Source organism: Micromonospora sp. NPDC049101 (genome assembly GCF_040648675.1).
Taxonomy (GTDB): domain Bacteria; phylum Actinomycetota; class Actinomycetes; order Mycobacteriales; family Micromonosporaceae; genus Micromonospora.
This window is the reverse complement of record NZ_JBEZED010000011.1, coordinates 219089-240123: the sequence shown is the minus strand read 5'-3', so window position 1 is coordinate 240123 and position 21035 is coordinate 219089. Positions and strand designations below refer to the sequence as shown.

22 protein-coding genes and 1 pseudogene are annotated in these 21035 nt (G+C 72.2%); 12 read left to right on the top strand and 11 right to left on the bottom strand.

Features of this window, described 5'->3' with window-relative positions:
* Positions 1-94 precede the first annotated feature (94 nt).
* Genes AB0B57_RS17875 through AB0B57_RS17865 form a run of 3 tightly spaced genes read left to right on the top strand, consistent with a single transcriptional unit; the run spans position 95 to position 4765 of the window.
* Positions 95-955 carry a sulfurtransferase gene (locus AB0B57_RS17875; RefSeq protein ID WP_357070346.1) on the top strand — a complete coding sequence of 287 codons (861 nt, stop codon included), beginning with the start codon at positions 95-97 and terminating at the stop codon, positions 953-955.
* A gap of 48 nt (positions 956-1003) precedes the next feature.
* Complete coding sequence (locus AB0B57_RS17870; protein ID WP_357070344.1) at positions 1004-2185, top strand: acetoin utilization protein AcuC; 1182 nt, start codon at positions 1004-1006, stop codon at positions 2183-2185.
* Between the two features lie 24 nt (positions 2186-2209).
* Positions 2210-4765, top strand: a complete 2556-nt coding sequence (locus AB0B57_RS17865; protein ID WP_357070342.1) for a GNAT family N-acetyltransferase — start codon at positions 2210-2212, stop codon at positions 4763-4765.
* A 10-nt stretch (positions 4766-4775) separates the two neighbouring features.
* Here AB0B57_RS17865 and AB0B57_RS17860 read toward each other — a convergent pair whose 3' ends face one another.
* The 4 genes from AB0B57_RS17860 to sigB form a co-directional block, all read right to left on the bottom strand.
* Positions 4776-5183: a VOC family protein gene (locus AB0B57_RS17860; protein ID WP_357070340.1), complete on the bottom strand. Its 408-nt coding sequence runs from the start codon at positions 5181-5183 to the stop codon at positions 4776-4778.
* Entirely contained in the window at positions 5180-5629 is a 450-nt protein-coding gene (locus AB0B57_RS17855; RefSeq protein ID WP_357070337.1) for an SRPBCC domain-containing protein, read from the bottom strand. The genes AB0B57_RS17860 and AB0B57_RS17855 overlap by 4 nt, the downstream gene beginning before the upstream one ends.
* A 53-nt stretch (positions 5630-5682) precedes the next feature.
* The gene (locus tag AB0B57_RS17850; protein WP_357070335.1) at positions 5683-6063 is read right to left on the bottom strand and encodes a metalloregulator ArsR/SmtB family transcription factor; all 381 of its coding nucleotides are present in this window, start codon (positions 6061-6063) and stop codon (positions 5683-5685) included.
* A gap of 118 nt (positions 6064-6181) precedes the next feature.
* Positions 6182-7198 carry an RNA polymerase sigma factor SigB gene (gene sigB, locus AB0B57_RS17845; RefSeq protein WP_357070333.1) on the bottom strand — a complete coding sequence of 339 codons (1017 nt, stop codon included), beginning with the start codon at positions 7196-7198 and terminating at the stop codon, positions 6182-6184.
* A gap of 230 nt (positions 7199-7428) precedes the next feature.
* On the opposite strand from sigB, the gene AB0B57_RS17840 reads away from it, so the two are divergent.
* From AB0B57_RS17840 to AB0B57_RS17825, 4 genes and pseudogenes are all read left to right on the top strand, one after another.
* Complete coding sequence (locus AB0B57_RS17840; protein WP_357070419.1) at positions 7429-8217, top strand: sporulation protein; 789 nt, start codon at positions 7429-7431, stop codon at positions 8215-8217.
* Positions 8218-8613: 396 nt separating this feature from the next.
* On the top strand, positions 8614-9219 hold the full coding sequence (locus AB0B57_RS17835; protein WP_357070331.1) for a short chain dehydrogenase: 606 nt from the start codon (positions 8614-8616) through the stop codon (positions 9217-9219).
* A 331-nt stretch (positions 9220-9550) separates the two neighbouring features.
* The gene (locus AB0B57_RS17830; RefSeq protein WP_357070329.1) at positions 9551-10120 is read left to right on the top strand and encodes a hypothetical protein; all 570 of its coding nucleotides are present in this window, start codon (positions 9551-9553) and stop codon (positions 10118-10120) included.
* A gap of 105 nt (positions 10121-10225) precedes the next feature.
* Positions 10226-10432 (top strand): annotated as a pseudogene (locus AB0B57_RS17825) (IS701 family transposase); the annotation flags it as partial.
* A gap of 155 nt (positions 10433-10587) precedes the next feature.
* Here AB0B57_RS17825 and dtd read toward each other — a convergent pair.
* The 3 genes from dtd to AB0B57_RS17810 all read right to left on the bottom strand — a co-directional run bounded on the left by dtd (position 10588) and on the right by AB0B57_RS17810 (position 13658).
* Positions 10588-11010, bottom strand: coding sequence for a D-aminoacyl-tRNA deacylase (gene dtd / locus AB0B57_RS17820; protein ID WP_357070327.1), 423 nt, complete (start codon positions 11008-11010; stop codon positions 10588-10590).
* A 64-nt stretch (positions 11011-11074) separates the two neighbouring features.
* Positions 11075-12559 (bottom strand): methyltransferase, encoded by a 1485-nt coding sequence (locus AB0B57_RS17815; protein WP_357070325.1) that lies wholly within the window; start codon positions 12557-12559, stop codon positions 11075-11077.
* 34 nt (positions 12560-12593) lie between these two features.
* Positions 12594-13658 (bottom strand): CPBP family intramembrane glutamic endopeptidase, encoded by a 1065-nt coding sequence (locus AB0B57_RS17810; protein ID WP_357070322.1) that lies wholly within the window; start codon positions 13656-13658, stop codon positions 12594-12596.
* 90 nt (positions 13659-13748) lie between these two features.
* Between AB0B57_RS17810 and AB0B57_RS17805 the strand changes: the two genes are divergently transcribed.
* Positions 13749-14330 carry an HhH-GPD-type base excision DNA repair protein gene (locus tag AB0B57_RS17805; protein WP_357070320.1) on the top strand — a complete coding sequence of 194 codons (582 nt, stop codon included), beginning with the start codon at positions 13749-13751 and terminating at the stop codon, positions 14328-14330.
* 9 nt (positions 14331-14339) lie between these two features.
* On the opposite strand, the gene AB0B57_RS17800 is transcribed toward AB0B57_RS17805, so the two are convergent.
* Complete coding sequence (locus tag AB0B57_RS17800; protein WP_074318058.1) at positions 14340-14651, bottom strand: hypothetical protein; 312 nt, start codon at positions 14649-14651, stop codon at positions 14340-14342.
* Between the two features lie 13 nt (positions 14652-14664).
* Positions 14665-14952 (bottom strand): hypothetical protein, encoded by a 288-nt coding sequence (locus AB0B57_RS17795; RefSeq protein WP_124771959.1) that lies wholly within the window; start codon positions 14950-14952, stop codon positions 14665-14667.
* Positions 14953-15055: 103 nt separating this feature from the next.
* Between AB0B57_RS17795 and AB0B57_RS17790 the strand changes: the two genes are divergently transcribed.
* Complete coding sequence (locus AB0B57_RS17790) at positions 15056-15415, top strand: DUF3099 domain-containing protein (protein WP_357070318.1); 360 nt, start codon at positions 15056-15058, stop codon at positions 15413-15415.
* Between the two features lie 80 nt (positions 15416-15495).
* On the opposite strand, the gene AB0B57_RS17785 is transcribed toward AB0B57_RS17790, so the two are convergent.
* Together AB0B57_RS17785 and AB0B57_RS17780 are read right to left on the bottom strand one after the other, a co-directional pair.
* A complete protein-coding gene (locus tag AB0B57_RS17785) occupies positions 15496-16395 on the bottom strand; it encodes a PfkB family carbohydrate kinase (protein WP_357070316.1) in 900 nt (299 codons plus the stop codon).
* On the bottom strand, positions 16392-17324 hold the full coding sequence (locus AB0B57_RS17780) for a pseudouridine-5'-phosphate glycosidase (RefSeq protein ID WP_357070314.1): 933 nt from the start codon (positions 17322-17324) through the stop codon (positions 16392-16394). Before AB0B57_RS17780 ends, AB0B57_RS17785 begins: the two co-directional genes overlap by 4 nt.
* Positions 17325-17412: 88 nt before the next feature.
* Between AB0B57_RS17780 and AB0B57_RS17775 the strand changes: the two genes are divergently transcribed.
* The 3 genes from AB0B57_RS17775 (at position 17413) to AB0B57_RS17765 (ending at position 20245) form a co-directional block, all read left to right on the top strand.
* Positions 17413-17631, top strand: a complete 219-nt coding sequence (locus AB0B57_RS17775; RefSeq protein WP_088946800.1) for a DUF3039 domain-containing protein — start codon at positions 17413-17415, stop codon at positions 17629-17631.
* A 40-nt stretch (positions 17632-17671) separates the two neighbouring features.
* A complete protein-coding gene (locus AB0B57_RS17770; protein WP_357070312.1) occupies positions 17672-18334 on the top strand; it encodes a trimeric intracellular cation channel family protein in 663 nt (220 codons plus the stop codon).
* A 177-nt stretch (positions 18335-18511) separates the two neighbouring features.
* Complete coding sequence (locus AB0B57_RS17765) at positions 18512-20245, top strand: DEAD/DEAH box helicase (protein WP_357070310.1); 1734 nt, start codon at positions 18512-18514, stop codon at positions 20243-20245.
* The last annotated feature ends 790 nt before the right edge of the window (positions 20246-21035 follow it).

Genomic DNA, 21035 nt, shown 5'->3' with positions numbered 1-21035 from the left:
AGCGGCCCTCCGGTGCACGATGCTACCTCGGGGAAGGGCCAGCGACCGCCGCCGAGCCGTGAGCCGGCGGCACGAATGGTGTTGGATGGTCGTCATGTCCGGTACCCAGGAGCCGTTGGTCGAGGTCGACCGGCTCGCCGCCGAGCTCGACCACGCCGATCCGCCCACCCTGCTCGACGTCCGCTGGCGGCTCGTCGGCCCGCCCGGTCGCGACGACTATCTCGCCGGCCACCTGCCCGGCGCGGTCTTCGTCGACCTGGACACCGCGCTCTGCGGGCCGCCGGGGGCCGGCGGTCGACACCCCCTTCCCGACCCGGAGGCCCTACAGGCCGCGCTGCGGGCCGCCGGCGTCCGCGCCGGTCACCCCGTGGTGGTGTACGACGGCGGCGACGGCCTGGCCGCGGCGCGAGCCTGGTGGACGCTGCGGTGGGCGGGGCACCGACCGGTGCGCCTGCTGCACGGTGGCTACCCGGCCTGGGTCGCCGCCGACCGACCCGTCTCCACCGACGCGCCCGCCCCGACTCCCGGCGACGTCGAGGTACGTCCCGGTGATCTTCCGGTGCTCGACGCGGGGCAGGCCGCCGAGTTGGCCGCCGCGGACGACGCGGTGTTGCTCGACGTGCGGGCGGCACCCCGCTACCGGGGCGAGGTCGAGCCGATCGACCCGGTCGCCGGACACGTGCCGGGAGCGGCGAACCTGCCCGCCGGCGAGTACGTCGGCCCGGACGGGCGCTTCCTGGCCGCCGACGCGCTGAGTGAGCGGTTCGCCGCCGCCGGGGTGACCGGCGCGCGGGCCGTCGGGGCGTACTGCGGCTCCGGGGTGACCGCCGCGCAGGCGGTGCTCGCGCTGCACCTGGCCGGCCGCACGGACGCCGCGCTCTACGTCGGTTCCTGGAGCAACTGGGTGGCCGACCCGACGCGTCCGATCGCCTCCGGGCCGACATCTGGGCGCTGACCAGCGCGTGCGGTGGGTCGGTGACGGTCCTCGTGCGACGATGGGCGCATGTCCGACGACACGGTGGTGGTGTGGGACGAGTCGCTGCTCGCCTACGACATGGGTGACCATCCGCTCGACCCGGTCCGGGTGGAGCTGACCGTCGCGCTGGCCCGCGAGCTGGGCGTCCTGGATCGGCCCGGGGTGCGGCTGGTCAAGCCGGAGCTCGCCGACGACGCCCTGCTCACCCGGGTGCACCACCCGGCCTACCTGGCCGCGGTGCGGGCCGCGCCCCGTGACCCGCTCTTCGCCGGGTACGGGCTGGGCACGTCCGACAACCCGATCTTCGACGGGATGCACGAGGCCAGCGCGCTGATCACCGGCGCGACGGTGGCCGCCGCCGAGGCGGTCTGGCGTGGCGACGCCCGGCGAGCGGTGAACGTGGCCGGTGGCCTGCACCACGCGATGCCCGCCCGCGCCGCCGGGTTCTGTGTCTACAACGACCCCGCGGTGGCCATCGCCCGCCTGCTCGACCTGGGCGCGGAACGGATCGCGTACGTGGACGTCGACGTGCACCACGGCGACGGCGTCCAGGAGGTCTTCTGGGACGACCCCCGGGTGCTCACGGTCAGCCTGCACGAGACTCCGCTCGCCCTCTTCCCGTACACCGGTTTTCCGGACGAGACGGGTGGGCCGGGCGCGCAGGGCAGCGTGGTCAACATGCCGCTGCCGCCGGGTGTCGACGACATCGGTTGGCAGCGGGCGTTCCACGCGATCGTGCCGTCGGTGCTGCGCGCGTTCCGGCCGCAGGTGCTCGTCACCCAGTGCGGCGCCGACGGGCACCGCCTGGATCCGCTCGCCGATCTCAACCTGACGGTGGACGGGCAGCGGGCCACCTACCTGGCCATGCGGGCACTCGCCGACGAGCTGTGCGACGGCCGGTGGGTGGCCACCGGCGGCGGCGGGTACGCGCTTGTCGAGGTGGTGCCCCGGGCCTGGACCCACCTGCTGGCCGTGGCCACCGGTGACCCGGTCGACCCGGCCACGCTCACCCCGCCGGGCTGGCGGGACCTGGTCGTCTCCCGCCGTCTGGGCCGGGAGGTGCCGCTGCGGATGACCGACGACGCGGACCCGTCGTACGAGCCGTGGCAGCCGACCGGCGAGCCGACCGCCGTGGACCGGGCCATCGCGGCGACCCGCAAGGCGGTCTTTCCGCTGCTCGGGCTCGACCCGCACGATCCGCGGGACTGAGCCGGGCGGGGGAGGGACGCGCCGGTGACGACAGTGGACCAGCCGGTGGACGTGCTGCTCAGCGACGGCAGCACCGTCCAGTTGCGACAGATCGAGCCGACCGACGCGCCGGGCATCGTGGCGATGCACAGCAGGTTCTCCGAGCGCACCCGCTACCTGCGGTATTTCTCCGCGTACCCGCGCATCCCGGAACGGGACCTGATCCGGTTCGTCACCGTCGACCACCACGACCGGGAGGCGTTCGTGGTGCTCGCCGCCGATCGGATCGTCGCGGTCGGCCGCTACGAGCGGCTCGGCCCGCAGGCGCCGGACGCCGAGGTGGCCTTCGTGGTGGAGGACGCCTACCAGGGCCGGGGCATTGGTTCGGTGCTGATGGAGCACTTGGCCGACACCGCCCGCCGTAACGACATCATGAGTTTCGTCGCCGAGGTGCTCCCGGTCAACGGGACGATGCTGCGGGTCTTCGCCGACTTCGGTTACCAGGTCCAGCGCGAGTACGCCGACGGCGTGGTGCACCTGAGCTTCCCGATCGCGCCCACCGAGGCCACGCTGGAGGTGCAGCGCGGGCGCGAGCACCGCACCGAGGCCCGTTCGATCGCCCGGCTGCTCGCCCCACGCGGCATCGTCGTCTACGGTGCCAGCGCCACCGGCCAGGGCGTCGGCGCGGCGGTGCTCGGGCACCTCCGCGACGGCGGTTTCACCGGGGCGGTCGTGCCGGTGCATCCGAGCGCGTCGACGGTGGCGGGCCTGCCCGCGTACCCCTCGGCGGTCGACGCCGGGACGCCACTGGACCTGGCGGTGGTGGCGGTCCCCCCGGAGGCGGCGACCGCGGTGGTCGCCGACGCCGCGGCCGCCGGGGTGCACGGTCTGGTGGTCATCTCGGCCGGCTTCGCCGAGGCCGGCGCCGAGGGCGCGGCCACGCAGCGGGCGCTGGTCCGCGCGGCGCACGCCGCCGGCATGCGGGTCGTCGGCCCGAACTGCCTGGGCGTGGCCAACACCGACCCGACGGTACGCCTCAACGCCACCCTCGCCCCGGCCCTGCCGCCGGCCGGCCGGGTCGGCATCTTCAGTCAGTCCGGTGCGTTCGGGGTGGCGCTGCTCGCCGAGGCGGACCGGCGTGGCCTCGGCCTGTCCAGTTTCGTCTCGGCCGGCAACCGGGCCGACGTCTCCGGCAACGACCTGCTGCAATACTGGCAGGACGACCCGGGCACCGACGTGATCATGTTGTACCTGGAGACGTTCGGTAACCCGCGCAAGTTCGCCCGGCTGGCCCGGCGGATCGGTCGCGCCAAACCTGTCGTCGCGCTCGCCTCGCCGGCCCGCCCGGTCGGGGTGGGTGACACCGCCGGTCCGGACGAGGTGGCGGTGGCGGCGCTCTTCGCCCAGTCCGGGGTGATCCGGGTGGACACCGTGCCGGAGTTGCTCGACGTGGGTGTGCTGCTGGCCAACCAGCCGTTGCCGGCCGGTGGCCGGGTCGGTGTGGTGGGCAACTCGTCGGCCCTCACCGGGCTGGCCGCCACCGCCTGCGTGGGGCAGGGCCTCACCGTGGCCGAGGGCTATCCCCGCGACGTCGGGCCGAGCGCCGGTGCGGCCGAGTTCGCCGCCGCTCTCGAACAGACGGCCGGCGACGAGCGGGTGGATGCCCTGGTGGTGGTCTTCGCTCCGCCGCTGCCGGGCCAACTGACCGAGGTGGACGCCGCCGTGACAGCCGCGCTTCCGGCGGCCCTCGCGCTGGGCAAACCGACGGTGGCGACGTTCCTGGTCGGGCGGCTGCCGCCGGGGGTGCCCGCGTACGCCGGGGTGGAGGAGGCGGTCCGGGCCCTCGCCCGGGTGCACCGGTACGCGCAGTGGCTCCGCCGCCCACCCGGGGTAGCACCCGAGGTGCCGGGCGTCGACCGGGTCGCCGCGTCTGCCGCGTTCCGCACCGAGGCCACCGACGCGGGGGCGCTGCTGGCCGCGTACGGGATCGACGTGGTGGCGTCGCTGCCCGTCGACTCGGCGGACTCGGCGGTCGACGCGGCGGCGCTGCTGGGCTATCCGGTGGCGCTCAAGGCCGCCGCTCCGGGGCTGCGGCACCGGCTCGACCTCGGCGCGGTCCGGCTCGACCTGCCCGACGAGCCGACCCTCCGTCGGGCGTACACCGAGGTGGCGGCGGCCTTCGGCGCGGACGCGCTGGTCCAGCCGATGGTCGCGCCCGGGGTGGCGTGTGTGGTGGAGCTGGTGGAGGATCCGGCGTTCGGGCCGGTGGTCGGCTTCGGTCTCGGCGGGGTCGCCACCGAGCTGCTCGGCGACCGGGCCTGGCGGGCGGTGCCGCTGACCGACACCGACGCGGCCGAGTTGGTCGACGAGCCCAGGGCGGCGCCGCTGCTGCGCGGGCACCGGGGTGCCGCGCCGGTCGACCGGACCGCCCTGGCCGACCTGTTGCTGCGGGTGGGGCGGCTTGCCGACGAGCAGCCCCGCGTGCGGTCGCTGACCCTGAACCCGGTGCTCGCCCGTCCGGACGGCATCGCGGTCCTGCATGCGCAGGTCCGGGCGGGCGGCGAGGCCGCCCGCCCGGACACTGGCCCCCGCCGCCTCTGACGGTGCCTGGTCAGGGCCGGCTGGAGATCTGTTGGACGCCCCAGGTGTTGCCGTCCGGGTCGGCGAAGAAGACGAAGCCGACGTTGTCGAGTGGGTCCGGCACCGGCCGCGGGTTCTGTCCCACCACCTGGATCTCACTGACCTCCACACCCCGCTCGACCAGCTCGGCGTGGGCCCGCTTCAGGTCGGGCACCACCAGTTGCAGGCCCCGGAGCGAGCCCGGCGGCATCTCCGGGACGACGCCCTTGCCGATCACGATCGAGCAACCGGAGCCGGGCGGGGTCAGCTGCACGATCCGCGCGTCGTCGCTGATCACCGTGTCGTGATCGACGGTGAAGCCGAGCTGGTCGGCGTAGAACTTTTTCGCCCGCTCCACATCGGAGACCGGAACGATCACCACTTCCAGGGTCCAGTTCACTGTTGCTCTCCTCGTGTCGTCATTGGCGAACGCAGCAGGTCGGCGAGCCGGGTGAAGCTCTGCCCGACCCCCCGGGTCATCGGGTAGCGCAGCACGGTGTCCCGCCCCTGGGCGGTGGCGTAGCGCAACGTGGTGGTGACTGTCGTCCGGCCGGCCAGTTCGGTGAACTCGTGGCTGACCAGCGTCTCGCCCGGGTAGGACTGGTCCTCGAAGAGCTCGGTGCAGACCAGCCAGCGCGCTGGCTCGATGTGCCGGTAGACCCCAGCCTGGACCATCCGGGCGCCCTCCGGGCCCTGCGACACGAACCGCCACCGGCCGCCGACCCGCAGGTCGACGTCGCACTCCACCAGGCTCCAGCCGCGCGCGCCGTACCACCGGACGAGCAGCTCGGGTTGGGTGAAGGCGGCGAACACCAGCCGCGCCGGTGCCTCGAACAGCCGGCTCATCACGATCTTCCGAGCACCCGGGGTGTGGACGACGAGCGGGTCGTCGGCGCCGCTCACCCGCGCGGCCCGTCCGGTCGGGAGCGTCGGCGGTCGGCGTCGGTCTGGTCGACGGCCCGGAGTTCGTCGAGCAGCGCGTCGAGGCGCTGATAGCTTTCCGCCCAGTAGTCGCGGTAGTCGGCGAGCCAGGCCGTCGCCTCCCGCAGCGGGCGGGCCTCCAACCGGCAGGGTCGTCGCTGGGCGTCCCGCCGCCGGCTGACGAGGCCGGCGCGTTCCAGCACCCGGAGGTGCTTGGAGATGGCCGGCTGGCTCATCGCGAATGGCTCTGCCAGCTCCGTCACGGTCGCCTCCCCGGCCGCGAGCCGGGCGAGGATGGCCCGCCGGGTCGGGTCGGCCAGCGCCGCGAAGGTCGCGTCCAGCAGCTCGGTGTCCCCCACGTATAACCTCCTGGTTTTATAACCATGTGGTTTTACCGTGGACGGGTGGCGCCGGTCAAGCACCCGGACAGCGTGGAAGGCCCCGGCGAACCGCCAGGGCCTTCCACGAGCGTGGGCGTCAGCAGGCGTACGCCTCCAGGCGCTGCGCGCGTTCCGGGGCGCGCAGCTTCAGCAGCGTCACCTTCTCGATCTGCCGGATCCGCTCCCGGGACAGGCCGAACTCGCGCCCGACCTCATCCAACGTGCGCTGCCGGCCGTCGTCCAGACCGAACCGGAGCCGGATGACCGCCTGCTCCCGCTGGGACAGGGTGGCCAGCACGATGCTGACCTCGTTGCGCAGCTCGCCCTGGGCGGCGGAGTCGCCCGGTTCGGTGCGCGGGTCCACCGAGGCCACGAAGTCGCCGAGCGCGCTCTCGCCGTCGTCGCCGACGGCCTGGTCCAGGCTGACCGGCTCCCGGTCGTAGGAGATCAGCTCGATGACCTGGATCTCGGGGATCTCCAGGGCGCGGGCGACCTCGGCGACCGTCGGCTCGCGGCCCAGCGTCACCGCCAACTCCCGACGGGCCCGCACCATCCGGTTGACCTGCTCGACCATGTGCACCGGAATGCGGATGGTGCGCGCCTGGTCGGCCATCGCCCGGGTGATCGCCTGCCGGATCCACCAGGTCGCGTACGTGGAGAACTTGTAACCCTTGGCGTAGTCGAACTTCTCCACCGCGCGGATCAGACCGAGGTTGCCCTCCTGGATCAGGTCGAGGAACGCCATGCCGCGCCCGGTGTAGCGCTTGGCGATGCTGACCACCAGCCGCAGGTTCGCCTCCAACAGATGGTCCTTGGCCGCCCGGCCCTCCGCGACGACGATCTCCAGGTCGGCCCGCAGCTCCTCGGAGACCGGGGTGCAGGTGGCCAGCTTCTCGTCCGCGAACAGGCCGGCCTCGATCCGGCGGGCCAGATCGACCTCCTGCGCGGCGGTCAGCAACTTCGTCCGGCCGATCCCGTTGAGATACGCCCGGACCAGGTCGGTCGAGATGCCACGCTCGTCGGTGGCGTCCAGGTCGGCGAGGACCTCGGAGGTCCCGTCGGTGTCGGTCGTGGTGGCCAGTCGCGCCCGGTGTTCCATCATCTGCAGGACCATCTCTGTCTCCCCGTTTCCACGTCTGTGCCGTGTCTCCGGCCCAGTGGCGCCGGTGTGAAACACAGCTTGGCGGGCAGGGCGTAAAACGGGAGTGAGGCGATCGGGCACCCGACAGGAAATGGGCGCGATCGTTGGTACGGAGTGTCGTCCCGCGGTGGGGTTGCCCGGCACGGCTACCTTGCGGACGGTCGGCCACCTCGGCTCGACGACGACGAAAGATGGAGGACGGTGTGGTCTTCAAGCGGCTCATGAAGGCGATGGGGGTCGGCGGCCCGTCGGTCGAGACGGTGCTGGCCAACCCGAACTGCCGCCCGGGCGGGCAGTTGGAGGGCCGCATCCAGGTGCTCGGCGGTGACCACCAGGTCGACATCGACCATGTGACCCTCGGCCTCGTCACCCGAGTCGAGGTCGAGAGCGGCGACAGCGACCACGAGACCACCCAGGAGTTCCGCCGCCAGCGGATCACCGGCCCGTTCCGGCTGGAGCCGGGGCAGCGCCACGACATCCCGTTCCGCTTCGACGTGCCGTGGGAAACACCGATCACCGACCTGTACGGGCAGCACCTGCACGGCATGACGATGGGTCTGCGTACCGAGCTGGAGGTTGCCCGCGCCGTCGACAAGGGCGACCTGGACGCGGTGTCGGTGCACCCGCTGCCCGCGCAGGAGCGACTGCTGGACGCGTTGCTGCGACTGGGCTTCCGCTTCGCACGCGCCGATGTGGAGCGTGGTCACATCTACGGCGTACGGCAGACGTTGCCGTTCTATCAGGAGATCGAGTTCGCTCCGGCCCCGCAGTACGCCCGCTCGATCAACCAGTTGGAGGTCACCTTCATCGCCGACGCCCAGCAGATGCAGGTCGTGCTGGAGGTCGACAAGCGCGGTGGCGTCTTCAGCGAGGGCCGGGACGCCTTCGGCCGGTTCACCGTCGACCACGCCACCGCCGACCGCACCGACTGGACCGCCGAACTGGACAACTGGCTCCGCCAGTCCCTAACCCGCCGAGGCCTCTTCTCCTAACCCACCCCCACCCCCACCCACCCCCCACCCAACGCGTTGATCATGAGGTTATTGCCACGACACGCCGAGGTGGCGAGCAATAACCTCATGATCAACCAGGGCGGGTGGGGTGGGGTGGGGTGGGGGCGGGTGGGGTGGGGGCGGGGCGGGGTTCGCGTGAATGTGGGTGCGGCGCCCTGTCTGAACATGCTCGTACTACCTGCGAGAACTCGACCATCCTGTCGTCGGGCGAGTTAGTCTGGCGAACGAGACGGTCAGCCTGCCTGACGGCGACCAGCAGATCGGCCTGTTCTACGCGCGTCCCGGCGCATCTGACGCCGACGCGCTCACCTTGTTGGCAGCGGGCCTCGAACGACACATCGCGCCAGGAACCCTGTCCCGGACGGAGAAAGCACGGTGAGGATCGTCGTCGTCGGCGGCGCCGGCACCATCGGAGAACGTTTGGTGCCCGCGTTGCGATCGCGCGGCCACCACGTTGTCGTGGCCGGACGCACCTCAGGTGACATCCACGTCGACCTGACCTCGCACTCGACAATCGAGGCCATGTACCGCGAGGTCGGGGCGGTCGACAGCGTGGTGTGCATCGCAGCGCACGGCGCGCTCGACGAGTTCACGACGCTGACCTCCGACGCGCTGTTCGAAAACATGCGAGCCAAGTTCTTCGGGCAGGCAGATCTGGTTCTCACCGGCCAGCACCACTGCGCCGACGGTGCCTCCTTCACCCTGACCTCCGGTATCTTCGCCGACCACGCATGGCCGCACGTCACCGGTGGCGGCGTCATCAGCGGCGCCCTGCACAGCTTCGGCCTGTCGGCCGCGATCGAGCTACCGCGGGGTATGCGGATCAACGTGGTCAGCCCCACGATGATCGGGGACTCCCGCGACGCCTTCGCCGAAGACTTCCCCGGCATGCGTCCGGTGCCGATGGACGAACTCGTCGGCCACTACCTGCGCTGCGTCGAGGGTGACGACACCGGCCACATCATCCGGGCGTACGGCTGACCACCCGACTCGCGCTTACCCGTCGTCGTCACGATCAGCACGGCTGACCGCGCTGGCTGCCGCCTGGAGGGTCATGCCGTCAGGAGTCGAGGCGGGCCGCCAGTTCCGAGGTCTCGCCCTAAAGGGCGTATGGCCATGAGGCTGTACCGCCGTGGCCGTCCGGCGGTCATCGCGGCTCGTTGGCCTGACCAGTTGGCCGCTTCTGGTAGCCGTGCGGATCCGCCTCGGCGCAGCAAGGCCCGTCCAGCTTGCACGTGGGACGGGTGGAAAGGATCTACGGCAACGCTGACCATCAGTACATGCGTACAAGCCGTCCGATCCGGATCTGACCGTGCTCGATCCCAAGCGACAGCGCGACATGGAGGAATGGCGACGTGACGCCGCTGGCGTTCCCTTCAGCGACGTCGTCAAGTTTTTCCTTCTGATCGTGATCTGCTGTCCGTTGCCCGTTGTGCTGCTGAATTCGCTCAATGACGGATGGGACAGGTCGAGAGGTACACGGACCACCGATACGGGTCCGGCTGCCGATGCCGGTCCGGGCGCCGATGCCGGTCCGGCTGCCGATGCCGGTCCGGGCGCTGAAGACGTCGCCCGCTGGTATCTCGATGCGGCGTTGACAAACCATGATCCATCCGCCACCAGTGAGATGACCTGCGATAGTCCACAATTGGGCGTGGTGGACCAGTGGCGGGAGGAAGTGGCGCGACGCGAGGCTGCGCTCGGGCTGCAACTGGTCACCGATGCGGTCGACGTAGAGGTGCAGTCGGAGTCTACGGACAGCGCCACCGTCTCAGTCGTCATTGAGGTTAGCGCCGAGCAGCAGCGTCTGCGCCGAACTTTCGAGCTATACCTCGTCCGCGCCGGTGACGAGTGGCGAGCCTGCGGCGCCACCGCCAACTAAGGCCTGTTTCATAAGGGCGGTCCGACGCAGCCCGGCCAGTACTTATGAAACAGGCCTTAACTGCAACGGCAGTAGGCGAATCGTCTTCGGGTCGGGTTCGTTGGTCTGCCTGTGGCGGACGTGCATGCCCGTGTCGGGCCTCGATTTCGCCGTTCGGAGCCGCGACGGCGTGCGCGTCAGTACTTGTGCGGTCTGGTCTCAGGTCTGGGGCGGAAGAACGGCTGGACCCTGGCTGAGCAGGCCGGGGATGTGTCGCCGGCCGGGATGCAGCGGTTGTTGCGGTGGGCGGACCGGGACGTCGACGCGGTCCGGCGGCGCGCAGCGAGCTGGCCACGCTTCTCGTCCTGCTGCTCACCTCGGCCGCGCTACTGGCGCCATGTCTCTGCTTCGCCGCCTGCTGGTTATACGACTAATCTCGGCCCGGCGTTAGCAACCGCCGGTGTCCCCTGCTTACTGCCGTCGCAGTGTCAGAGGTCTAGGAGGATTGTGCGGGGGCCTATGTTTGTGCTCTCCACGAGCATGTGGGTGCGGAAGCGGCCCGTCTCGACCTTGGCGCCTCGTTGGCGCAGGGCGTCGACTACCGCGGTGACAAGTGGTTCGGCGACCTCGGCGGGGGCGGCGGCGGTCCAGCTCGGGCGTCGGCCCTTGCGCGCGTCGCCGTAGAGGGTGAACTGGCTGACCACCAGGATCGGCGCGCCGGTGTCGGCGGCGGACCGGTCGTCGTCCAGGATGCGCAGCTCGTGCACCTTGCGGGCCATCGTCTGAGCGGTCTGCGCCGAGTCGGTGTGGGTCACCCCGAGCAGCACCAGCAGGCCGTTCTCGATCGCGCCGACCACCTCGCCGTCGACTGTCACGCTGGCCCGCCCGACGGTCTGCACCACCGCACGCATCAGCAACCCACCCCGAAGCCGGCAGCCGCCTCGGAGCCGGCAGCCGCCGTGAAGCCGGCCCGCGTCACTCGGTCACCGCCTCGATGAAGCCGCGCTCCACCAGGTGCGTCACGATCGGGCCGGCGGCCTCGGCCATCTCGTCCGGCTCGACGTCGTGGGCCGCGGCGAGCAGGGCGAGTTGGTCGCGCAGCGGCAGCCGGCCGTCGGCACCACCGACCAGCGCCAACACCAGTGGGTCGATCTCCTCGGTCCAGCGCAGGCCGTGCGGCATCGCGAGAACCTGCCGGTCCACCGCCCAGCCCTCGTCGCCCATGGTGGCCTCCTGGCGCAGCTGGAGGCCGTCGGCGGCCCGGTAGCGCTCGGCGAGCAGCCCTTCGGTGTCGCGTACCCGCAGGAAGTCCTGGCGGTCGAACCAGGCGGCGATCTGGTCGCCCAGCGGCGGTTGCACCCGCTGCCGCAGGTCCTCCACGCGGACCACCGGGTCGGCGTGGCCGCCGCGGCGCAGCGACACGATGCCGAAGCCGATCCCCTCCACCTTGTGTGCGTCGAACCAGTCCAGCCAGGCGGCCATCCGCTGCGGGTCGGCGGTCTCGCCGACGTCGGTGAGCCACAGGTCGACGTACGCCATCGGGTCGGCCACCTCGCGCTGGATCACCCAGGCGTCCAGGCCGGTCCCGGCGAACCAGCCGGCCACCCGCTCGTCCCACTCCTCACCGGCGACGTGCACCCAGTTCGCCAGGTACTGCATGGTGCCGCTCTCGGTGAGCAGCCCTGGGGCGGCGGCGGCCAACTCGCCGCCGATGGCGTCGCCGACCCGCCCGGAGTCGCGGTAGACGTGCGTGGTGGTGCCCGGGCCGACCACGAACGGCGGGTTGCTCACCACCAGGTCGAACCGTCGACCGGCCACCGGGGCGACCAGGTCACCGCGCAGCAGCTCCCAGTCCTGGCCGTTGAGGGCGGCGGTGGTCGCGGCGAAGCGCAGCGCCCGCTCGGACAGGTCGGTGGCGGTCACCGACCGGGCGTGGGTGGCCAGGTGCAGGGCCTGGACGCCGGAGCCGGTGCCCAGGTCCAGTGCGGTGTCGACGGGCCGGCGCATGGTCGCGCCGATCAGGGTCTGGGTGGCCCCGCCGATGCCGAGCACGTGCTCGGCGTGCAACGGTCGGCCCGGCCGGGCACTGGCCGACACGTCGGCGAGCACCCACCAGTCGTCGCCGTACGGCTCCAGGTCGACGCCGGCGCGCAGGCCACTGCCGTACCGCTCGACCAGCCCGCCGGCCAGTGCCTCCGCCAGGCCCAGCGGCGCCAGCGCGGCGGCCACCGCCGCCTCCGACTCGGTCTGGTCGCAGATGAACACCCGGATCAGGGTGCCCAGCGGGTCGCCGTCCTCGGTGGCGCGCAGCGCCGCCCGGTAGTCGTTGCGGGCGACCGCGGCGGTCGCCTGGGCGCCCAGCCGCTCGGCGACGCCACGGCTGGTGAACCCCGTCCGGGTCAGCGCGGCCCGCAGCGCGTCGACACCGGCGGGGGAGAGCAGCATGTCGTGTTCGTCCACTCCGACATCCTGCCTGCCGCCGTGGAACGAGCCGTCACCACCCGCGAGATTCGACCCCGGAGGCCGGCAGCCGCACCTCCGTGCCGCTCGGCGGCGACGGCTCGCCGGTCGGGAACGAGCCCGTGCTGGTCGGGAGTGCGGGCTCGCCGGCCGGGAGCGGCGGCGCGCCGGGCACCGCCCCGACCAGCGCCGGCGGTACGACTGTCGCCAACCCTCGACGCGCGGCCAACCGGTCGACGACCAGGGCGTACGCCGACAGGACCACCACGTCGACCAGGACGAGCTGCCAGGGGGAGTCGGCCATCGTCTCGTCGGCGGCGAGTTCGCCGAACGCCGCCGCCAGGGTGAAGCCGGTCAGGTTGTTCACCACGTGCAGCGCGATCGCGGCCTCGAGCCCGCCGGTGCGGATCGCCAGCCAGCCCATGAGCGCTCCCATGAAGGCCAGGTCCAGGAAGCCCCAGACCGTGCCCCAGCCGTGCGCGGCGGCGAAGAGCACCGCCTGGAGGGTGATCGCGGGCCAGGGTGTGCGCAGGTACGCGCCGACGGCCTGCAACAGCCAGCCCCGGAAGGCGTACTCCTCCGCGGCGGCCTGGAACGGCACCAACAGCAGAACCATCAGCAGGCCGGCGGCGAACTCCGGCCAACCCACCCAGGTGGCTGCCGGGTCGAGGACCGAGCTCTCGTCGGTCAGCCCGAGCAGGAGGTCCGCCCCGAACAGCATGACGATGATCAGCGGTGTGGCGATCAGCAGGCAACGGCCGAGCCACCCCCACCGCAGCCGGCCGAGCACCGAGGAGACCGTGCCGGCGGGCCGGCGCTGCACGAGCCAGGCGGTGCCCAGCACCAGTGGGAGCAGCAGCGCCAGCGAGGCGAGCAGCAGCGCGGCGTCCGGAATCGGGCCGAAGGTGGGGAACCCGTCGGCGTCGTACGGGCGGTTGGTGAGCTCGCCCACGACGGCGGCGACGCTGAAGAGGAGGGTGACGACCAGCAATGCCGAGGCAAGCAGTACGAGGGTGCCGACGATGGGTTTCCACACGCGGTGGCGGTCGGTGCGGCCGAGCCGGTGGTACGGGGATCCGGGCGGGGCGGTCCGAAGCATGACGTCGAGCGTGGCAGACCGGCGCCACCTGTCCGCACCGAACGGAGCGTCGGTGTCCGCCCACCTCGGTGCACCAGGCAGGATGTCCACATGACGCTCGTGCTGCCGATCGATCCGGAGGCCAACCGGCTGCTGGAGCGCAGCCCACTGGCCCTGCTCCTCGGCATGGTCCTGGACCAACAGATCCCGATGGAGAAGGCGTTCTCCTCGCCGTACGTGCTGGTGCGGCGGCTCGGCCACGACCTGGACGCGGCGGAGTTGGCCGGGTACGACCCGGAGGCCCTGGTCGCGCTCTTCGCCCAGCCGCCCGCGCTGCACCGGTTTCCGAAGGCGATGGCGGCCCGGGTGCAGGAGGTCTGCCAGGTGCTCGTGGAGCGCTACGACGGTGACGCGGCGCTGCTCTGGTCCGGGGTCGCCGACGGGCCGGAGCTGCTGCGCCGGGTCGCCGAGCTGCCCGGCTTCGGCAAGCAGAAGGCGCAGATCTTCGTGGCCCTGCTCGGTAAGCGCTTCGGGGTGACCCCGCAGGACTGGCGCACGGCAGCCGGAGACTACGGCGACCCGGGCGCGTACCGGTCGGTGGCCGACGTCACGGACGCAGATTCGCTGAGCCGGGTGCGGGAGTTCAAGCAGCAGATGAAGGCGGCGGCCAGGGCGAAGACCGGCGGCGGCTGACCCGCGCGCTCAGGCGGCGGTCGGGTGTGCCAGCGAGGCCAGCGCGCGCCGGACGTCGGCGAGCGAGACGGTCGCGGAGTCGTCCAGGTCGGCCAGGCCGGCCTCGATCCACTGGCGCATCAGCGTGGTGACACCGATGCCCCGGGCGTCGGCGGCCGCCCGCACCCGCTCGTAGGTCTCCAAGGGCAGCCGGACTGATCGGCTCACCATCGGCACGTCGGTGTCGGGGGTGGGCAGATCCACCGCCGGGCTCTCGTCGATCAACTCGGCGATCCGGTCGTCGCCGCTGTGGAACTGTTTGGTCGCGTCGTTACGGTGCATCGTCACGGCCTCCTCATCGGCGATCTCTTCGCACGGCCTCGTCGTAGCGCTTGGACTCGACGTCGCTCAACTCGCGGGCGGAGAGGATGTCCCAGTCGTTGTCGGTGCCATCGGCCTCGGCGAGCAGCACCGCCAGTCGGCGACCCCGACGGGCGGCGGCGTAGACCACCATGACGTCGTCGCCCAGGTGGCGGATGACCCGGCGGGCGCTGTGCAGCGCCTCCCAGACTTCCCCGGGTGTGACGTCGTAGACCCTCAGGTTGGCCAACGCCTCGTCGGTGAAGCTGAACCTGCTGCCCACATCGGGGAGCGTACCACGCACGTAACACGCATCGTGGTGAGTCGAATTTCGCTGATCAAGGCCCTGCGGTGACAGGATGAGGCGTATCCCCTCGAGGAGGTCCATGGTGAAGCGTCAGGCGTACCAGCCGATTCTGATCACCGACGCCTCGCGCAGCCAGGATGATCAGCTCAACAGCCGCCAGCGCCGTTATGTCCTGATGATGGGCATCCGGGTGTTGTGCATCATCGTCGGCGCGATCCTGGTCGGTGCGAACGCCCCACTGCTCTGGCTCTGGCTGCCGCTGTGCGGCCTCGGCATGGTGCTCATCCCCTGGCTGGCCGTGCTGCTGGCCAACGACCGGCCGCCGAAGGAAGAGCACCGGCTGGCCAACCGGTTCCACCCCCGCCAACAGGACGACACCCCGCCGATGAGCCTCACCGCCGAGGAACGCACACACAAGGTCATCGACGTCGAGCCCTGACTCGAGAGCAGGTCAGGGCTCGACCGGTCACGGCCGAGGCCGCGCGCCGCTGCCGCACGGCCGAGGCCGCGCGCCGACGACTACGGCCGTGGCCGCGCGCCGATGGTGGAGACGGCCAGCGCCCCCAGGTCGGTGGCGCGGTTCAGCGCCACGGTCGGGGTGGCACCGGCGAGCCAGGCGGTCAGCAGGCCGGCCGCGAAGGCGTCGCCCGCCCCCGTCACGTCCGCCACCGCCACCCGCCGGGCCGGAGCCACCCAGACCGCCGCGCCGCGGTCGACCCAGACCGCGCCGGCCGCGCCGCGCTTGACCACGACCCGCCGCGCCGTCGCCGACAACGCCCGCCCCTGCGCCGCCGGGTCCAGCCCGCCGGCCAGCACCGTGGCCTCGTCCGCGTTGACCAACAGCAGGTCGACATCGCGTACCCAACTCAGGAACGCCGCCGCACCGACGCGCCGCAGCGGCGCCGCGGAGGCCGCGTCGACGCTTGTGGTGAGCCCGCGCTCGCGGGCGGCGGCCAACGCCCGCAGCCCGGCATCGCGCGACTCGGCGTCCAACAGGGTGTACGCGGACAGGTGCAGATGCCCGGCGTCGGGCACCGCCGCGAGGGCCCGCTCGACGTGCGCGGCGCTCAGCCGCAGGTTCGCGCCCCGTTGGCTGACCATGGTGCGCTCGCCGTCGGTGGCCACCACGATGACCGTGCCGGTCGGCGCGTCCTCGACCCGCTCGACCGCGCAGTCGACACCCGCCCGCGCCAACTCGGCGACCCGGTCCCGCCCCGCGTCGTCGGCGCCGACGGCGCCGACGAGTGTGACGTCCACCCGCTGCGCGGCGACCCAGGCCGCGGTGTTGGCCGCCTGACCGCCGCCGCCGATACTGATCTCGGCCGCCGCGTCCGAGCCCACCGCGAGCGGGCCGGACAGCACGGCGACCACGTCGGTGATCACGTCCCCGACGACGATCACCCGCCCCGGTCGGGTCATACCGTGGCGGCGGTGCGGGCCGCCGCGGCGACCGCGATCCGTGCGGCCAGGTCGGCGTTGCGCAGGATGATCCGGACGTTGACGGCGAGGCTCGCGCCCTCGGTGGCCGAGTGGAAGTGCGCCAGCAGGTACGGGGTGACGGCCTTCCCGGTGATCTCGTCGCGCTCCAGCAGGGCCAGACCGGCGGCGAGCGTCCGGTCGTGCAGCTCCGGGTCGAGTTGCTCGTCGACCGGCAGCGGATTGGCGACGAGCAGCCCGCCGGTGTGCAGCGCGTGCGCGTCCCGGGCGGCGAGCACGGCGGCGACCTGCTCCGGCGAGTCCACCGACCAGTCCAGGTCGAAGCCGGCGTCGGTCAGGTAGAAGCCGGGGAACCGGCGGGTGCGGTAACCGAGCACGGCGACCCCGAGGGTCTCCAGGCGCTCCAGCGTCGCGCCCACGTCGAGGATCGACTTGACGCCGGCGCAGACCACCGCGATCGGGGTCTGGGCCAGGGTGACCAGGTCGGCCGACTCGTCGAAGGTGTGCGCGGCCTCGCGGTGCACCCCACCCAACCCGCCGGTGGCGAACACCCCGATCCCGGCCGCGGCGGCCACCGCGCTGGTGGCGGCCACGGTGGTGGCACCGTCCACGCCGGTCGCCGCCGCCACCGCGAGGTCGCGGACGGAGAGCTTGGTCACTCCGTCGACGGTGGCGAGCCGGGTCAGCTGGGTGTCGTCCAGGCCGACCACCAGCTTGCCGCCGATCATGCCGATCGTCGCGGGAACGGCTCCGGCGTCCCGGACCGCCCGCTCGATCTCCCTGGCCACCCGCAGGTTCTCCGGGCGGGGAAGGCCGTGCGAGACGATGGTGCTCTCCAGTGCGACGACGGGTCGGCCGTCGCGCAGGGCTTCGGCGACCTCGGTGCCGTAGCTGAGGTGAAAGTCAGTCACCCGGGCACCGTACGGGGTCGGGCTCCGGCCGGCCTCAGGTGGACCCGGCCGTGATGACCTGCCAAACTTGACCGCTGGAGGTGCAGACGTGAGCACAGAGGTTCTCGAGCGTCCAGAGCTGAAGGACGCCGACACCGGTCCCGAGATGTTCCACTACGTCCGCAAGGAGAAGATCGCCGAGAGTGCCGTCATGGGCACCTACGTCGTCGCGCTCTGCGGCGAGACGTTCCCGGTCACCAAGGCGGCCAAGCCGGGTTCGCCGGTCTGCCCCAAGTGCAAGGAGATCTACGACTCGTACCGCGAGTGAACCTCGGCCGGCGCTCCGGCCGGCGACGTAGCCTGCGGCGGTGACCACCTCCACCGCCCTGCTGCTCGCCGACCTGACCGGCGTCGCGGTGTTCGCCGCGTCCGGGGCCTCGGCGGCGGTGGCCAAGCGGCTGGACCTGTTCGGTGTCGCGTTCGTCGGGTTCGTGGCCGCTCTCGGCGGTGGGATCTTCCGGGACCTGGTCATCGACGAGGTCCCGCCATTGGCCTTCGCCGACTGGCGGTACGCGGCCACCGCCGCGATCACCGCGCTCGCCGTCTTCTGGCTGCACCCACAACTGGCCCGGCTGCGCACCACGGTCCTGGTGCTGGACGCGGCGGGCCTGGCGCTGTTCACGGTGACCGGCACGCTCAAGGCACTCGACGCCCGGGTGCCGGCCGTCGGTGCCTGCCTCATCGGCATGCTCACCGCGATCGGCGGCGGGCTCGCCCGCGACCTGCTCACCGCCGAGATCCCGGTCGTGCTGCGCCGGGAGATCTACGCGCTGGCCGCGCTCGCCGGCGCGGTCACCGTGGCGCTGCTGTACGTCACCGGGCAGACCGGCCCCGCGCCGCTCACCGCCGCCGCCGTCCTGGTCTTCGGGCTGCGCCTGATCGCACTGCGCCGCCGCTGGTCCGCGCCGGTGGCGACGCTGCGCCCGCCGCGCACCGAAGGGGCCGATCCACGTACCGACCGGGACTGGTGAGCCTCGCGATCGAGGTGGCGGATGTGACAGGCGTGGCGTCGCCTGGGCCGTGGGGCTCGCGCTGGTTATGCTGAGTCGGCCTTCGCGGCAGCTACTGCGCGGAGGCGTTTTCATGGGCGGCGGGATTCGTGGCCCTCGCCCGGGGTCCGCCATCGTGCGGTCGGAGAGGAGCTTCGCGTGGCAGCCCGGACGCCGGTGCTCGAGACGTTCCCGGCACTACGCGCCTGGCAGCGCAAGGCCCTGGTGGAATACCTGCGTCGACGTACCGACGACTTCACCGCGGTCGCCACCCCGGGCGCCGGCAAGACCACCTTCGCCCTGCGGATCGCGGCGGAGCTGCTCGCCGACGGCACCATCGAGGCGGTCACCGTGGTCGCCCCGACCGAGCACCTGAAGAGCCAGTGGTCCGACGCGGCGGCCCGGGTGGGCATCCAACTCGACGCCGCTTTCCGCAACGCCGACCTGCACTCCGCAGCCGACTTCCACGGCGCGGTCATCACCTACGCGCAGGTGGGGATGGCCCCGCACGTGCACCGGCGGCGCACCATGACCCGGCGCACCCTGGTCATCCTCGACGAGATCCACCACGCCGGTGACTCCCGGACCTGGGGTGACGGGGTGAAGGCCGCCTTCGAGCCCGCCGTACGCCGACTGATGCTCACCGGGACGCCGTTCCGCTCCGACGACAACCCGATCCCGTTCGTCAGCTACGAGCGGGGCGGAGACGGGCTGCTGCGCTCCCGCGCCGACTCGGTGTACGGCTACTCCGACGCGCTGCGCGACGGCGTGGTCCGGCCGGTGCTCTTCCTGGCGTACTCCGGGGAGACCCGGTGGCGGACCAACGCGGGGGAGGAGTTGGCCGCCCGACTCGGCGAGCCGATGACGCAGGATCTGGTGGCCCAGGCCTGGCGTACCGCCCTGGACCCGGCCGGCGACTGGATGCCGCAGGTGCTGCGGGCCGCCGACGCCCGACTCACCGTGCTGCGCAACGCCGGCATGGCCGACGCCGGCGGCCTGATCATCGCCACCGACCAGCAGACCGCCCGCTCGTACGCCCGGCTCATCGAACAGGTCACCGGCGAGAAGGCCACCGTGGTGCTCTCCGACGACCAGGGCGCCTCCGCCCGGATCGCGACGTTCGCGGCGTCCGACCAACGGTGGCTGGTCGCGGTGCGGATGGTGTCCGAGGGGGTGGACATCCCGCGACTCGCGGTCGGGGTCTACGCCACAAGTGCCAGCACGCCGCTCTACTTCGCCCAGGCGATCGGCCGCTTCGTGCGGGCCCGTCGACCCGGGGAGACCGCCTCGGTCTTCCTGCCCAGCGTGCCGCACCTGCTCGGGTTGGCCAGCGAGATGGAGACCGAGCGGGACCACGTGCTCGGCAAACCCAAGGAAGCCGACGGGTTCGACGACGACCTGCTGGAACGCGCGCAGCGCGACGACCAGGCCAGCGGCGAACTGGAGAAGCGGTTCGCCGCGCTCTCCGCCACCGCCGAACTGGACCAGGTGATCTTCGACGGGGCGTCGTTCGGCACCGCGGCCCAGGCCGGCACCCCCGAGGAAGAGGAATACCTCGGCCTGCCCGGCCTCCTCACCGCCGACCAGGTGTCCCTGTTGCTCACCAAACGGCAGGCCGCCCAACTCGCCGCCCAACGCCGCCGTACGGCCGACGCGGCCGCTCAGCCGGCCGCTGCGCCCGCCGCGGCGCCACCCGCACCTCTGAGTGCCGCCCAGCGTCGAGTGGCGCTCCGGCGCCAACTGAACGCCCTCGTAGCCGCCCGACACCACCGCACCGGCCAGCCCCACGGCAAGATCCATGCCGAGTTGCGCCGACTCTGCGGCGGCCCGCCGAGCGCCCAGGCCACCATCGAGCAGCTAGAGGAACGCATCGCCACCGTCCAGACCCTCTAGCCCCGCCCTCGATGCGCCCCGCCCCCGCCCCGCCCCGCCCCGCCCCGCCGTGCCCCGCCCCGCCCCGCTCCGCCGTGCCCCGCCCCGCCCCGCTCCGCCGTGCCCCGCCCCGCCCCGCTCCGCCGTGCCCCGCCCCGCCCCGCTCCGCCGTGCCCCGCCCCGTCCCGCCCCACTGCGCCCCGCCGTGCCAGCGGGCTGCGGCTGGGGCGTGATCCACTCGGCTTTCTTGAAAACGCGGTGTTCGAGCCAGGTGGAAGGCGCGACTTCCGTGAAACCGAGTGGATCAAGGGGTCCTGGGGTCCTGTCGAGGCCTGCCTGCCCTGAAACGGCCGCACATGCCCCTCCGCGGGCGTCCCGAGCGCAAGATCGCGCTAGATCCAGGATGTCAACACCGTTGCGTTAGGTGGAACGGCTGTTCGTCAACCAGCACTGCCTCGTCGATCATGGAGTTGTGGTGGGTAACAGAACGCCCGTAAAACGCCCAAAGTCGGCACCACAACTCCATGATCGCCAAGCCGGGCCCAGATCGGGCACTTCCTGTCCCGGGTTGACCCGCCGGCTACAGCCCTAACGCAACGGTGTTGTCCAGGACTTAGTGGTGTCGGTGCGTCGGTGACGCCCCTACATCCTGGTTCGAGCGTGACCTTGTGAGCCGGTGGCGCTTGGACCTCGCTCCCGGTGTCTCGGGGCCGGTGTGGTCGTCGTCAAGATCCGCGCAAAATCAGGATGTTGCTGTCTCGCGCGTGTCGGAGGCAGCAACATCGGGGAAGTTGCTCAGATCTTGGCGCGG

Bases quoted from the DNA above. Each gene is read 5' to 3' on its own strand.
- AB0B57_RS17875 (WP_357070346.1), top strand. From the start codon at position 95: ATGTCCGGTACCCAGGAGCCGTTGGTCGAGGTCGACCGGCTCGCCGCC.
- AB0B57_RS17870 (WP_357070344.1), top strand. From the start codon at position 1,004: ATGTCCGACGACACGGTGGTGGTGTGGGACGAGTCGCTGCTCGCCTAC.
- AB0B57_RS17855 (WP_357070337.1), bottom strand. From the start codon at position 5,629: ATGAGCCGGCTGTTCGAGGCACCGGCGCGGCTGGTGTTCGCCGCCTTC.
- sigB (WP_357070333.1), bottom strand. From the start codon at position 7,198: ATGGTCCTGCAGATGATGGAACACCGGGCGCGACTGGCCACCACGACC.
- dtd (WP_357070327.1), bottom strand. From the start codon at position 11,010: ATGCGTGCGGTGGTGCAGACCGTCGGGCGGGCCAGCGTGACAGTCGAC.
- AB0B57_RS17810 (WP_357070322.1), bottom strand. From the start codon at position 13,658: ATGCTTCGGACCGCCCCGCCCGGATCCCCGTACCACCGGCTCGGCCGC.
- AB0B57_RS17805 (WP_357070320.1), top strand. From the start codon at position 13,749: ATGACGCTCGTGCTGCCGATCGATCCGGAGGCCAACCGGCTGCTGGAG.
- AB0B57_RS17800 (WP_074318058.1), bottom strand. From the start codon at position 14,651: ATGCACCGTAACGACGCGACCAAACAGTTCCACAGCGGCGACGACCGG.
- AB0B57_RS17790 (WP_357070318.1), top strand. From the start codon at position 15,056: ATGGTGAAGCGTCAGGCGTACCAGCCGATTCTGATCACCGACGCCTCG.
- AB0B57_RS17785 (WP_357070316.1), bottom strand. From the start codon at position 16,395: ATGACCCGACCGGGGCGGGTGATCGTCGTCGGGGACGTGATCACCGAC.